Below are 13685 nucleotides of genomic sequence, written 5' to 3' on the forward strand. Positions count from 1 at the left end.
CTCCTTTAAAGGGCATGAAAAAACCGCCCCTTTTCGGAGCGGTTTTGATCCTATTTAATCTTTATAAACTGATTGATAATAATTTTTGGAAGGTTTCATTATCTGTCTTGGCTAAAAACTTTTCCCCAGTATGTAATTCACAAATAAAACTTATCTCTTTTTTATTTCCTTTTGCCAGCAATCCTGCAAACATACCGATTGGCCCAGCTACAACACTGCCGATAAACCCCCAACCTGCTTTTTTAAGCAGACTTTGTTTATTTTCTTCGGTTAATTGCGTAACATCTTTTATATTCCCTAATATTTGTATTTTTTCGTTTCCTTGTTTGGTAGAACGTTGGAAGTATAACTCCTTTTGAGTAGAAACAAGTTTAAAATCATTTTCAAAATTTTGACTGAGAATTTCTAACTTGATCCCTTTTAAATTAACATTGCTCACAAACGGAACGGCGGTTTCTCTTTCTATATTTGGTTTTTGTATCCTTTGCCTAATTTGATTAACTATATAGTCTGATTCAGTCTTATCTACTTCGATTATGGTTTCTAATCTCCCGGAGACAATGGTTATTTTATTACAAATAAATTTTGGCGCTATGGATATGTTTATAATATCATTATAGTAGAGGGTTTTATCTGGCATAGTAGACCCTATGGTAACTTTTTCAACAAATAACAATTTATCAACAGTACCTATTAATAATCCTACATTATTTATTCTACAACCAAAATTTATTTCAGTAGGTTGAACGCAATTTACTATCTGTTTAAATGCAGAATCCGATACTAATTTACCATCTCGAAAATTCGGATTTGATGCTTTTATGCTGTTTTTTAAGGCTTCTACTTTTTCATTCGCCACTACAACCCCACCAATCTATGATATAGTTACCCAAATTATACCATAGATTTACCTGCGTCTGCGAGATTTGGCTTCTCGTTTAGCCCTTTCAGCTTCTTTTTTATCCGCTTCGATCTTTGTAGATATTGCCGCAAAAACAAAAGCCTGTTCATTAACAGGTAAGTTAAATATCTCATGCGGGAGTTTATGAAGTTTGTGGAGGGCGTAATACGCTACGTTAGCGTAAATATCGCCCCCCTTAATCAGTTTTTTGCTTGTTTGATTTTCTTATCGTCCATGCCAACCTCAAAGCCGTTAGCCTGAGACACCATAAGATACAAGTCTGTGTATTCACCCGGCGTCAGCATTTTGTGTATTAATTGGACTGCGCCGACCACCCCATAAGAATCTTGCAACGCTGCATCGTTCAAATTAGGATACACTACACAGGCGACAATCAATTCTTCGGCATATTTTTCATTATCGAATTCAATTTTCGCATCACGTGTACCGGGAACGAAAACTTTTCTTTTGCAGGTTTTCTTAATTGCTTCGTCCTCTTCACTCGTTAAAACCCGGATTTCCCATTCAATAGAATTTTTATTGGCATCCCTAAATCGTTTTGACGCCACATATTTGATGTTTTCAGCTTTAATCGCATTCTCGGCCAGAAAGGCTACTAAATTATTATCCATAGGTAAAACCTCCACTTATTATAATTACTGCATGCCGTCAAGCTGATTAAATTCTTCCGGCATTTCAAAATCCTCAAAAGTAAAGTCTACATCCTGCTCCAGCCAATCACCATCGGCATCAAATGCAGCAATGACACCGCTATCCAAGTTACAATCTTTCAGGATGATGGTCTGTCTACCGGCGTCAGAAGTAGGATCTTCATTAGTGATTTGAATATCGAAATAAAAATCCTGTCCAGTATCTTTATAGGTTTTAAGCAGCTTCGTGAACATTGAAGTATTATTATAAATCGTCATACTACCGGTTCCGTTCCAGCTTACTGTTTTATGCCCCTTGCCGGTCCGGCCAAGGATAGCGACCTCCTGCTTATCTTTTTCAACTTTCGCTTCCAAGCTTTTTGCCTGCATCAGCAAATAACGGTTTCCGTCAATAGTTGCATAGCAACTAGCCAGCTTTGCGGCAATAACGTCCTTTGCTCGCATTGTTCTGATTGCATCAGCCATAAATTATCCCTCCTTACGCGACCACGACGGTCATATACAATTTTTCCATACACATAGTCGGTTGTACTTGGTATTCACTCAAAACGGATTCCTTAGACTCGCCTTGTGTTGGGATTGGAATATCGTCCGGTGTGAAGTTTTGAATAGCCCGGACCCGCTGTAGTTCTTTATGGTATTCCACTAGATCGCCCCAGAATGCAATCCGTCCATCAGGGTCATTTGGTTCTTTGCCCAAATACGTTTTATTAAACAATCTGGCAACATCTGTTGCAATTTGATCCAATACTCGAATTACCTGATTAGCGGAAAAGTCTTCATTTTTCTGCTTCGTAAATGATGTAAAAGTATTGATGTCCTGCAGGATATTGACATCCCCGGTAATATCGCCCTCTACAGCATCGGTGACACGGTGGAAGATCAACATGCCGGATGTAATTGCTTTCTCCAATTCGGTCTGACCATAACTTGTATCGACCGTAAAATCCCCGTCGTATGTTTTGTTTGTGCAGGAGGCATTTACCGCACAGGCAGCTTCTGCGCCGGTCAGCCAATAGACCAAGCTTGCCGGAGAAGCCCCGGCATCCGTTACCTTGTTTTTAATGGAGATAACGCCCTCATAGTCAACGTTCTCCTTGCCGTAAACTATAGTTTGGAATTTCATCCCTACGTCGTCGCGCATGCGTTTGGTAAACTGGATGAACAAATCTTGAACAGTTGATTCCGTAGACAGGCACCCAAGCGCATTGAAATAATAAGGTTCAATCTTATCTAGAAACTCCTGGTATTGCAGCCCGGACACCGCTTCGCCGTTGGAGCCGCCGGTTAACGGTGTTCCCGCTGTGGCTTCCAGCGTCATGTCCGCTTTCCAGGTTACGTAATCATTATCCGCAAGTGCCGCCTTATCGGTAACTGTTTGCTTATCTACAACAGATTTTGCCCCATCCGTTGTGAGATAGGTAATGACGTCAAACATACCCTCGTCATCAATATTAGCCTGTATAACAATAGTCAAGTCATTGCCCCGCACGCCGCCATACTTCGCAGTTGCTAAAGCGCAAGCCGCCTTCACTGCTGAATTATTCAGCCTATAAAAATAACCGGTTTTGAGGTTCTTAAACAGATCCCTCAGACCGGTTATTTTGTCACTGGTATAATCATATCCGAAGTATTTAGTAGAAGACTTCTGAAAGTCGGCTACTTCTACCTTAAACACTTCCCCTTCTGGCCCCCAATCTAACTCTAAGGCCATAGCTCCATAGCCACGGTCAGCAAAATCCGTACTCGGACGAACCTTGCTGACAAAGTTAATATAAGCTCCAGGAAGTTTCTTGTTTTGAAACAGCCAGCCGCCGCCACCTAATGACATCAGTTACTCACTCCTTCCCATTCACTTTTTCTTTAATTGGTGCCTTTAGAAATCTATCAATCTTCTGCTGTATCTCATCTGCCGTGTATTGCTTGTCTTTTTCCAGCACGATACCGGCAATATCCCGGTACTGTCGGTACTTGTCAGCTTGCAAAACCTGATCCCTGGTATACGTCGCTACTTTTTTCTCTTCCGCAACCGGTGTATCGGTGTTCGCCGCAGTCGATGCTTTCGCCATTTTATCACCCCTTTAGTTTTTGAGATTGATGGAGCTCCTGCATGAGTGGAACCTCTTCAGGCACTTTCCAAATGAAGAAGTCATAATGCACAAAGAAATGCAATACCCCATCTTGCACTTCATACCTCATATCTGTACCACGTATCGGCCCGGTTGAAAGATTCACGTATTCCAAATTCATCATCAGCCGTTCAGCCACCGCATTGATTTCTTGGGTATACTGTTTGACCGCCTGCGGGAAATAATGAATATCAAATTCATGCTCCCGGAAATACCGACTACCACGGATCTGCGTTTGTGTTCCCCGCAATAAAAGAATAAAAAAACAAGGCGTTTGAAAGCCCTGCGGTATATCGTCTATATAATGCTCGTAGCCATCGCCAAAAGCTTCATCTAGCCCTTGTGAAATGGCCGTAGCTACATCATTGATCATTTCCTTAAGACCTCCTTCAAAAAGGCCTCAAACCGTTTTTCCAAAATGCCGGGGGCTTCCTTTCGTATTTCATTTGCAGAAATTGTCATCATAAAATGGCCTTTCGACCAGCCCTTTTTCAGTTTCTTACCGATAGCTGGGATATACCTTCCCGCTTTTTGCCTGTGGCCATACTCAACGTAGGAAGCGTATGAAACAGGATTAATAATGATGATCCGATATTTTTTACCGATTCTTTCAACTAGCATCGAATTCACATAAGCAACAGGGTCTTTACCGCTGCCGTTTCTTGCTTCGGCTTCCGTCGCCGCTGTCCAGCCCCGGCGGAGAGTGCCGCCGTTACTGACTTTTCTCAGCTTGGTTTGCCCCTTATTCTTGCCCCGCTTATGCTTAACCCTTTTGCCGTCATCGTCAATAACCGCTTCAAATGTACCTTTGCCAACAGGCGTCCGTTTGATCACCTTGGTTAAAAACCGCGCCGCTAGCTCTTTTGCACAAGACCGGCACAATAGCTCTATCTCTTCCCCGCTTGCTAATTTTTCAAGCTGTTCAGTGAACTGTTTCATTTGCGAAAAATCCGACTTAGCCATTATGCATATCCCTTGAACAAATCCAGAATGATCTCCTGGTGATGAGTGTACACGGCGGGTTTACCGCTACCCTCATAATCGGCGGTAACGCCGTTTTGGGTAATGGTGAGTTTAGCTCCCGGCTTAATGGTTACTTCCGGGGCGATAAATAATTTAATTTCCTGTGTAACCGCTGCAGCACCATCATTGGAAGAAGTTCCGGTTATATTTTTGAACGATAATCGGCAAGGTTGATCGGTCAAAACAGCAACTTCCTTCTGAGAGGTTATTTTTGTCACAGGGTCTTTAATCGACTGATATTCATAAACAGTGCAGACCCCGGCATACATGCTTTCAATTGCTTTTCTAACCGGATTTACCATTTGACGCACCTGAATCTTGCAAAATCAACTTCCCCATGCAATAAATAGGCTATCAGACTGTCATATTTGGCTTCTGCGCTATTTTTAGAATCAAAGGTAATGGTTGTATCCCCCTCAGCGACAGACTTCACTACAGCCTCAAAGTCAATACCCACACTCTGGCCGCTCTGTTTCTTGCCGAAAAGGAATCCCCCACAGGCCATATCAATAGCAATAAGCCGCAATCCTTCCGGTACTGCGGCCACATTGCAATTATTTTTGATATGGTTTTCAACCTTGCCAATGCAAAAACCAAGCACCCAATTATCGGCAGCAGTCGGAGTATATCCAAACGATTCTAAACGCGATTTAACATCATCCAACATAACGGCCACCTACTTCTTCAGGTTTTTGCGTAATTGATCAGCTTCTTGAATGATTTCAACCGCACCGACTATTTTTCCAGTGGAATCCTTAGTTTTTTTAACTTCATCGGCTTTTTTGACCAAACCAAGGACGCCTAATAAAGCGTCAAACCATTTCATATAATCACCCCTTTGAGATAATTCGGGCAATCGGAATGGCCTTATGGTTAATATACTTTCTGGCTGCTCCTGTGCCTCCATCATTAACCAATGACCAGTTAGCCCCGTTTTCCAGTTCGGCATTTGTCGGCGATAACGTTGCCTGGCTTGATTTAGTATAGCTAATCCCATAAGGAGCAAAGCATTTCCGCTGACGGCTGTAAAGCGTATCTTGACCGCCGTTAGTTTTAGGGTCACGATTCATCTCATAAGGAACCTGGGCACCGATATTCTCATAGTCAAAAGCACCCTCACCCAGTATATACGTAGTGTATTTGGTGTAACCATCTCCTGCCCCAGCGGTGCTTTCCGGTACATCTTCCGTAGGCATGGAATCATCAATCAGTACTACCCTGCCATTCCAAGTCGCCAAGCCAAGCTCACGTTCAATGCCGTTAGCATCCGTTTGCTTCATATAGGCCAATAATTTCAAATTTTCCAGGTTCGTGGCGACCACGGAATGCATAATAACAATTTTGAATTTTGCCTTGTTATCTCCGCTGGCCTGCTGAATAGCACTGTTAAGCGTAGCGGCCCCGACAAAAGCGGCTTCAGCGGCTTTAGAAGTAATATCATAGGTATGATTGTCTACGAACTTTAAATTGTTCGTGCCGGTCATGGAAAAAAGGCCTTTAAGTATGCTTAATAGCGTGGCTTGATCAATCCCATCCCAGTATTCGGCCACTTGAACAGCGACATTATCCATAAAACCCGCGCCACCGGTGATATCTTCGGCAAAATCGCTTTCTACCCAGGCTTTAGCTCGGCCAACCACAACAACGCTACGTTCAAAAGTAGTCGTGCTTTCAGCCGTAATATCGGTATTGCCGTCATAGTTTAGGGCATCCCCTTCCAAAAGGCCATACATCGGCAACGTAGCGTAAGCCGTCCCGGTTTGTGAGCTAAAAGCATTGCGGATATCAGTATTTCCCTTTAGTGCTTTGGATTTCACTAATTCATTTTTCTTGGTTTGCGGAATCCGGCTGACATACTTACCAAATGCCTCCGGGTTAAACGTTTTTGAATTAAATTTACCCATAAGTCAAATTACCTCATTTCCTTTTAAATTAAACTTCTGCGCCGGGATTTGCTTCCATATAGGCGCATAGCTCGGTATAATTCATTTCACTTGGCTTTTTATCGGTAGGATAGCCCTTATCCTTACCTTCTCCGGGCTTAACCCCCTTAAATTTTGTCTGCTGAGCTCCAGAATCAAACAGGAATTTGGTATCCTCAGATTCTTGAAGCTTCTTAATTTGGTCAGCCAAACCCTTAACGTTTTCACCGTCAAGTTCAGCCTTTTCAAGATCAAGCAAAGCACGAACGGCTTTCAGATTTTTGGCTTTGGCACCTGTTAAAGCTGCAGTAACGGCAGAATCAATCTGCATCTGCCGGATTTTAGCTTCATACTCGGTTTTCGTAGTTTTATTGGTTTCCTGTAATTCTTCGATTTTCTTTTGCAGGCCAGCAGCGTCCACTTTTTTCAACTCTTCCAATTGCTTATCACGAGTTTTAATATCGGTTTCAAGTTGAGTTTTGGCCGTAACTACTTTTTCATGGTCAGCTTTAGCCACATAACCCTTCAACTCTTCAGTACTGGCAGCGGCCACTTTAGTAGCTGCAGCATCGTCCAATCCCAACGCAATCAATTGTTCTTTTGTCATTTAATAACCAACCTTTCCCATAAAGTAAGGGTGCCGATTACTCAGCACCCTTTAAAATTTCATACGATTTTTCAAACCAGTTTTGATCATTGGCATAGGCCACAATCTTATCAATCAGAAAGTCCAAAACCATATCATTAGTAACAATGGAAGATAACCAAGTAGGAACCTTACCATCTGCCGCCAATTGCTCAAATAGGCTCTTAATTTCCGTTTTGGCCTGTTCCTTCTTGGCTTCCCCGGTTTCGCCTGTGCCCTCCACCATAGTGACCACACTAGCAAAGATCACTAACACCTTTGCTAAATACTCAAACACTTTCTGAATCATTATAGATTCCTCCTTTTAAATTTTTGCATATAAAAAAGCACCCACACGCTAACGTGTAGATGCTTAATTAAATAAGTTATGGGATAAGCTCAATTTCCCTATCAGTTAAAGTGCCATCCTCAACCTCCTGGAGAAATTTTTTAAAGATATGCTTTTCTTCCTCCGTGGCATCTTCTCGGATAGCCGTTTGTTTGGTTTTTTCGTCATAATAGAGCAAATGAAGTATCTCTTTAGGTGGGATCACCATTGAACACCGCCTCCATTTCTTCTTGTAATAGTTTTAGAACCTCTTGAGCCAATGGCCGGGGATTATATTCAGATACGGCTTCCGCTAGAAATTCTGCAGGATGTTTATAGCCGTAGGTGCTTAAATTTTCAGTTATGACAGTCTTATCATTTGTAAGCTGAAGATTTTTTAAAGCCTGGTCTTTAATCTTAGCGGACAATTCCGCATTATTGATAGCTCTAAAAGCAGCATTTATTTGATCAGGGTTTGTCGTTTTAAGATCAACGCCGTACTTTTTCATTGTGGTTATATACTCAAGCATATGGCCTAATTCATGCTCAATAATGCCGGATACATCCTTTTTAGGCGTCCACCATTTACTGTCTACTGCTCTTTTGATCATGGTGTCGATACTTGCCAAATCGTTTAAATAGTCCTTAGACAGCTTCAATCTCGTTATTAGCTGACCGTCTTTAAAAGCCATACCTGCAGAAGCGACAGCCCGCATACGTCCACTCGTTTCCATGTTGGTAATAAAGCCGTTTAATGCAGGGTATTTATTATAAAACTCACCAATACCTTGATTAACGCTATTAGCCACACCAACATCAATATCCTTAAAGCTGACTTTGGAAAAGCCTAACGTATCCATCGCATACTTTTCAGCTTCTTTGATAGTTTTGGCCGGTGTGAATTTTACCTTCAGTATATCCGGTTTAGCGATTTCCTTCAATCCATCTTTTGAGCCTCCGTCTACGAATGATTTTTTCCAATCCTCATATTTCATGCTATCAGGCACATAGTAGGTTTTTCCTTTGGCGTTCCTGGCTGCTCTGTATCCAGCGGAATCATCGAAATATGGCACCGTAACCGTCCGGCACCAACAATGAAACGGCGGCGCGGTAACGCCAACCTGATAATCCTTCATTTCAAAGACTTCGCCGTCCAGGCTCTGACAGATCGGTGAAGTATGACTGTCCAGTGTAGCAACAATTTCATACTTTTTTACTTCCAAATCATTGAAACAACGCTCTTGAGAAGCGGACGCAAAAAAAGCAGATTCGGTCATTACTAACCGCCCTGCTGTATTCTTGGAAGTATTTAATTTTTGCGCTATGGTTTTTATAGCTTTATCCGGTGCATCCCCCCGGATGATGGACTGTGTTAATTCGGTGTGCAGAGTATTGATTAACTGATCTTTACTTTGCCAGATCCGATCCGAAAAATTCTTGCCGTCCGGTGTCCAGGGTTTACTGATTACGGCAGTAAACTGCTGATTGTTAAACCTATGCAGATCATAGCCAACGTTAAAACCGCGCTGTATTTCATAGGCTGAATGATAATAACCTTCAGAATAAATGTTCCGCATGGTCTTGTCCAGGCCATCAAGTTGATTGCCGTATAAGACTTCCACCTGCTGTTGCATTTGAAGCTTTAAAGCTTCCAACCGTGAAATATGAACTTTGGCAGAGGCATTCTCTAACTGCTTCATCCACTGGCCGTTAACGGCGTTTTGCTTACCGTATTTGATATACTCCTGGACCGTCCAGCGCAATTCGTCCAGTTCAGAGGAATTCAAAAGCTGCTTCGCTTCGGCAAAGGAAATTTGATTATTTTTAGCAAAGCGGTTATACCATGCCGTAATTTGCTGTTCAATCGTTTCAGACGCTTTTTTATATTCACGTTCCAAATCGTTATAATAATCCAAACCCTTTTTTAATTGGGATTCTTCCAACTGCTCAAACCGTTTACGCCAATAATCTCTATTCTCCATTGCCATCACCTAATATAACAAGGTCCATGCTTTTGTAATACTTTATTAGGTCAGTTAACTCTATGCTATTTTCTTTTGGTTCTGCCTGTATGTGTATTTTTCCCTCATAGCCAGTTTTTCTGATTTCGCTGATAACACACTGCAAAAGCATGCGGGAATGCCCACGTCTTCTATATTGAGGATGCACGTAAAGGTTGTATATAAGAGGACAAGTTCCCAATAAGTAAAAACAATAACCAAATTTGGTCTGAATAAAATCTTCATCTTCGTAGCGTTCAACGTTATTTATTCTGCTCCCGCTCCTTTCGTGTACAGAATCAAGGAAAAGCACCACGCCTGTGAATCTAACCCGGAACGGCTCTGGGGGTTTATCCACCGCCACCAGTGTTGCCAAACATGGCTTTATACTGGTCCATTTCAGACTGTTGCTGTGCTTTTTCATCGGCTATACGCTTCAGTTCTATTTTTACGTCAGTAGTCCAAGGATGTTGACTAACAATAGTTTCGTTAGATAGGATACCGACTGATTTACCGCAGTTTTCGATTGATTCAGATTCGTTGATGAGAATGTCTCGGTTAAAGATAATATTCACTGTCTGGCCGCTGTAATCACCCTGACCAGTATTGGCAAGATGCATATTCACAAACCACAATAATTCTTCAAAAGCAGCTTGAAATTCTGTTTCCATGCCGTTAGCATCCAGGTCAATATCTGAATACATACTTTGAATATTCATCTGGTTTGGATTATTGCCCATGCGGTCATCTTTGGCATCGAATCCGCGCCCGTTTTCAACTAAGGCCTTTTTTAGTAGATCCAAAATAACTTTATAATTCTCGCTATTGACCGCAATTTCCAACGCCTCTAAACCGCCATCCGCGCCATCAACCGTTTTCACCTTGACTACGCCGTACTGACTGAGATTATGCCGGAATTCTCCCAGGTTAGTACCATCATAGTTTTTCAAAATCAGGATGGTATTCCGCTTATCTTCCTGCATGTTGTTCTTAAAATCGCTGATTAAGTCATTTATACCATCCTGAAGCGACTTAACACGCCTAATAAGCGGTATTTCCTTGTTATTAAATTTAAAGGGCACTAACGGGATTTTCTCCCAGTTGTAGCCCGTAACATTACCTTCAGAATTTTCGATAACCATATGAGTACTTGATGGGTTTTCAACATCAGGGATTAAGCTGTTACCCTTCAATTCAAAACGGTGAATGCCTTGCTTATCGTATATCTCAACTTTTGTAATAGCAACCTCAATAGTTCCTTCATATGCCTCTACACTGTACACCCGGACGGCGAAGTCTAAAACTGTATGTTCGGCATTAGCCCAAAAGGGTAGAATCTCATATCCGGGGAACTTCTTAAAAACAAGTTCTCCCTGATCGTCATAGTAAGGATGCAGCCAAGCTATCCCATCGTTTATAGCGTCTTCACCGACATTTTTTAAAGTCCGCAGGAAGCCTTTATTAAAAACTGTTTGGAGTAGTTTACTATAGCCCTCGGCTTCGCTTTCAAAGGTGAGCGGTTTAGCCAATAGATAATTGACTTTCTGATCAACTAACTTGGCGTATTGGTTATCTACAACACGGTTATTGGGCAGATTTGTCACCTCGGTTAATTCTCCACCTTCACCAATAACCGTCCGCTTACGACGTAGGATATCATGATCACCATGATAGTACTTTTCACCGATTATCATGCCCCGCCGTTCTGGTGAGTTTTGAAATTTAATCAATTCCCGTTCGATAAATTTCAAATCACTCATCCGGCTGGCCGCACCTATTTTTATAAGTTGGTTAATTTGTCCGGTCTGATCTGTCCAATACACTGTTTATCACCTCATTCAAAACCCATTCTGCTGCCCTGACCGCATTTTTCAGCTATACCCGTTGTAGCATCCGGGCCGTCATCATGTTTGTTCTTACCTTCCTTTTGATACTTAATCATGGCATCATGATACTCAGGCCATTGGTCACGCCAGTTGACCGGAAAATAAATATGGTCCATAACCCAAGTACTGTTTGAAATAATGCGGGCTTTCTTGTTCTTCGACTGATGGAAAGCATTTATCCGTGTCCGGTTGCTGTGGTGTTTAGTTTGTAAAATACGTTCAACAGCACGAGCAAAACCACGACCACCGTTATTGCTTTCAATATCGGCAATAGTAACGCCATCATCATGCAGCATTTTAGCTGTAGCCGGTTCAGTTTCTTCCATAGGTGCCTTGGTATATAGCACATTTAGGGCATACGCTTCGCCGTTATATTCGCCATAGTTGATACTGCAAAGGTAATCTTCCCCAGTATCGGCAGTATCCGTATAGTTTTTGATTGCGGTGAATAAGGGATTACCGTTTTCATCGGTAGGAATCCGGTCATAGGTCTTGAATCGGGTATACAAGCGACCTTTCAAGTCAATCGGCTCCTGCTGATAGTTGGCTGAAGCAATATCAGCACCCATTTCAGAAGTAACATCATCATATTCAGCTTTTGTCATGATTTCGTCACAAAGCATACTTCCATCATCTTGAACAGCTTTATATGTTATTAAATGACACTTATTAGGTTTCTTTTTTAACATTCTTCCAACAAGATCATCTGAAGCCCAACGTGTCATAATAAGAATTTGTTTTCTGGGACGCTCCATGCGCTGAACTAAGGTGTTGTTATACCAATCCCAATGCTTATCTTTAACAAGCTCGTTAGACGCTTCCTCATGGCTTTTAATAATATCGTCAACAAGAATATAATTAGCACCAATACCCGTTGATGTACCACCGGGAGAAGTTGCTAAGTAATTTTTTTCTTCAGAACCATCTAAACTCCAAAATCCCTTTGCGGCATCACCTTGTTTAATGGTGGTATTGGGAAAGATATTTGAGAAATATTCATTTTTGACGCTATTATTTTCAACAACTATACCATCCCTGGTTTGTTGTGCAAACAGTCCTGATAAGATTTGATTGTAAGAGCCAGTAATAACTTTGAGTTTAGGATCTTTGCCAAAAATCCATAAAACAAATAAACGAGCGGTAAAGGTTTTCCCGTGTCGCGGCGGCATGTTTATGATTAAAATCCGCTTATCAATTCGGTCCTCATAAAACGCCTGCAATGTCTCACACAAATCTTTTAAATACGGGCGGCTATCCTTATAGAATTCAGGGTATAGAAAGCAGCAAAAAGACCAGAAGTTTGTTCTGGCCTTTTTAATCGCAAGCGCACGTTGAACAAAAATATATTCAACTAAGCTGATACTCTTAGGATTTATTGATCTTTTCATACCGTTCGGCCAATTCCAATAATTCAGCCTCGCTCATATCCTCATATACTTTCCTAATGTCTATACCGCCGCCATGTTCAATATCTTTCCTATCACGCCATTCAGCAGGTTTCCGGTTCTTTAGCCAGAAGATTTGCGCTGTAGTGTCCGGCTGAACTTCTTTGACTACTTTCTTAGTAACCTTAAATTCAAATTTTCTAGTTGTCTCATTATAAATACGCTCCTTGGTAACTTCTGTAAATTGATAACCCAATGCCCGTTTAAGCAAAGCATTCTCAACCTGAATATCGATAACTTCCTTGCCTTTTTTTAAGGCGTCCGAAATGTCCGAATGCTTTTTCTTCCACTCGCTTAGTGTGGATCTAGTAATCCCCATATTCGAAGCAATCTGTTCGTCGATTAAACCATTCCTTGCCCATGCCTCTAACTGAAGTAACCCTTCAGCGGTTAACCATTGCTCATATTTCCCTTTAGCCATTGAAGGAATCACCTCACTTTCAGCAAAATAAACTTTAACCTTTATTTAAACACAGCCAATATCCTAACGCCCTTTTTACCTCGCGGCGGCGTGGGTGGATGTACGATAGCTGTATGCGTTATTTCCGGTCTTGGTTTTTCAGGCGTTTTCTTGTCATCGGCCATAAATTTAACCTCCGATTTGATTCATAAAAAAGAACTCCCGACATTTACGCCGGGAGTTCTTACAGGGAGAAGAAGAACGAAAAGCTTTAGAGTCTGCGATCCAATTTTTATGATAAAGTAAATACCCTATAACCTCAAAACCTAAATATTTCCTAATTCCTAAAAGAAAT

Annotated in this window: 20 protein-coding genes; all 20 read right to left on the reverse strand. The window is 41.6% G+C overall.

Annotated elements, in window-relative coordinates:
• Positions 1–61 precede the first annotated feature (61 nt).
• Complete coding sequence (locus tag P22_RS09740) at positions 62–859, reverse strand: hypothetical protein (RefSeq protein WP_054260049.1); 798 nt, start codon at positions 857–859, stop codon at positions 62–64.
• Positions 860–1101: 242 nt separating this feature from the next.
• The gene (locus tag P22_RS09745; RefSeq protein ID WP_054260050.1) at positions 1102–1533 is read right to left on the reverse strand and encodes a phage tail assembly chaperone; all 432 of its coding nucleotides are present in this window, start codon (positions 1531–1533) and stop codon (positions 1102–1104) included.
• Between the two features lie 24 nt (positions 1534–1557).
• A complete protein-coding gene (locus P22_RS09750; RefSeq protein WP_172675830.1) occupies positions 1558–2037 on the reverse strand; it encodes a phage tail tube protein in 480 nt (159 codons plus the stop codon).
• Between the two features lie 13 nt (positions 2038–2050).
• Positions 2051–3403 (reverse strand): phage tail sheath family protein, encoded by a 1353-nt coding sequence (locus P22_RS09755; RefSeq protein WP_054260051.1) that lies wholly within the window; start codon positions 3401–3403, stop codon positions 2051–2053.
• A 7-nt stretch (positions 3404–3410) separates the two neighbouring features.
• Positions 3411–3641, reverse strand: a complete 231-nt coding sequence (locus P22_RS09760; RefSeq protein WP_054260052.1) for a hypothetical protein — start codon at positions 3639–3641, stop codon at positions 3411–3413.
• A 4-nt stretch (positions 3642–3645) separates the two neighbouring features.
• Positions 3646–4074, reverse strand: a complete 429-nt coding sequence (locus P22_RS09765; protein ID WP_054260053.1) for a phage tail terminator family protein — start codon at positions 4072–4074, stop codon at positions 3646–3648.
• Positions 4071–4664 carry an HK97 gp10 family phage protein gene (locus P22_RS09770; RefSeq protein ID WP_054260054.1) on the reverse strand — a complete coding sequence of 198 codons (594 nt, stop codon included), beginning with the start codon at positions 4662–4664 and terminating at the stop codon, positions 4071–4073. Before P22_RS09770 ends, P22_RS09765 begins: the two co-directional genes overlap by 4 nt.
• Positions 4664–5026 (reverse strand): hypothetical protein, encoded by a 363-nt coding sequence (locus P22_RS09775; RefSeq protein ID WP_054260055.1) that lies wholly within the window; start codon positions 5024–5026, stop codon positions 4664–4666. The genes P22_RS09770 and P22_RS09775 overlap by 1 nt, the downstream gene beginning before the upstream one ends.
• Positions 5020–5391 carry a hypothetical protein gene (locus P22_RS09780; protein ID WP_054260056.1) on the reverse strand — a complete coding sequence of 124 codons (372 nt, stop codon included), beginning with the start codon at positions 5389–5391 and terminating at the stop codon, positions 5020–5022. The genes P22_RS09775 and P22_RS09780 overlap by 7 nt, the downstream gene beginning before the upstream one ends.
• Positions 5392–5400: 9 nt before the next feature.
• A complete protein-coding gene (locus tag P22_RS20500; RefSeq protein ID WP_156318917.1) occupies positions 5401–5550 on the reverse strand; it encodes a hypothetical protein in 150 nt (49 codons plus the stop codon).
• Positions 5551–5554: 4 nt separating this feature from the next.
• Positions 5555–6628, reverse strand: coding sequence for a hypothetical protein (locus tag P22_RS09785; RefSeq protein ID WP_054260057.1), 1074 nt, complete (start codon positions 6626–6628; stop codon positions 5555–5557).
• Positions 6629–6656: 28 nt separating this feature from the next.
• Complete coding sequence (locus P22_RS09790; RefSeq protein ID WP_054260058.1) at positions 6657–7253, reverse strand: phage scaffolding protein; 597 nt, start codon at positions 7251–7253, stop codon at positions 6657–6659.
• Between the two features lie 37 nt (positions 7254–7290).
• Entirely contained in the window at positions 7291–7581 is a 291-nt protein-coding gene (locus P22_RS09795) for a hypothetical protein (protein ID WP_054260059.1), read from the reverse strand.
• A gap of 76 nt (positions 7582–7657) precedes the next feature.
• A complete protein-coding gene (locus P22_RS20505) occupies positions 7658–7828 on the reverse strand; it encodes a hypothetical protein (protein ID WP_156318918.1) in 171 nt (56 codons plus the stop codon).
• Positions 7812–9581 (reverse strand): minor capsid protein, encoded by a 1770-nt coding sequence (locus P22_RS19920; RefSeq protein WP_069972800.1) that lies wholly within the window; start codon positions 9579–9581, stop codon positions 7812–7814. The genes P22_RS20505 and P22_RS19920 overlap by 17 nt, the downstream gene beginning before the upstream one ends.
• The gene (locus tag P22_RS21555) at positions 9571–10023 is read right to left on the reverse strand and encodes a GNAT family N-acetyltransferase (protein WP_156318919.1); all 453 of its coding nucleotides are present in this window, start codon (positions 10021–10023) and stop codon (positions 9571–9573) included. The genes P22_RS19920 and P22_RS21555 overlap by 11 nt, the downstream gene beginning before the upstream one ends.
• Entirely contained in the window at positions 9950–11422 is a 1473-nt protein-coding gene (locus P22_RS09810) for a phage portal protein (protein ID WP_216598059.1), read from the reverse strand. The genes P22_RS21555 and P22_RS09810 overlap by 74 nt, the downstream gene beginning before the upstream one ends.
• An 11-nt stretch (positions 11423–11433) precedes the next feature.
• Positions 11434–12873, reverse strand: a complete 1440-nt coding sequence (terL, locus tag P22_RS09815; protein WP_082378458.1) for a phage terminase large subunit — start codon at positions 12871–12873, stop codon at positions 11434–11436.
• Positions 12851–13351, reverse strand: a complete 501-nt coding sequence (locus tag P22_RS09820; RefSeq protein WP_054260061.1) for a hypothetical protein — start codon at positions 13349–13351, stop codon at positions 12851–12853. Before P22_RS09820 ends, terL begins: the two co-directional genes overlap by 23 nt.
• Positions 13352–13392: 41 nt before the next feature.
• Complete coding sequence (locus P22_RS21380) at positions 13393–13515, reverse strand: hypothetical protein (RefSeq protein WP_255351797.1); 123 nt, start codon at positions 13513–13515, stop codon at positions 13393–13395.
• Positions 13516–13685 lie beyond the last annotated feature (170 nt).

The organism is Propionispora sp. 2/2-37, assembly GCF_001298735.1.
Lineage (GTDB): Bacteria > Bacillota > Negativicutes > Propionisporales > Propionisporaceae > Propionispora.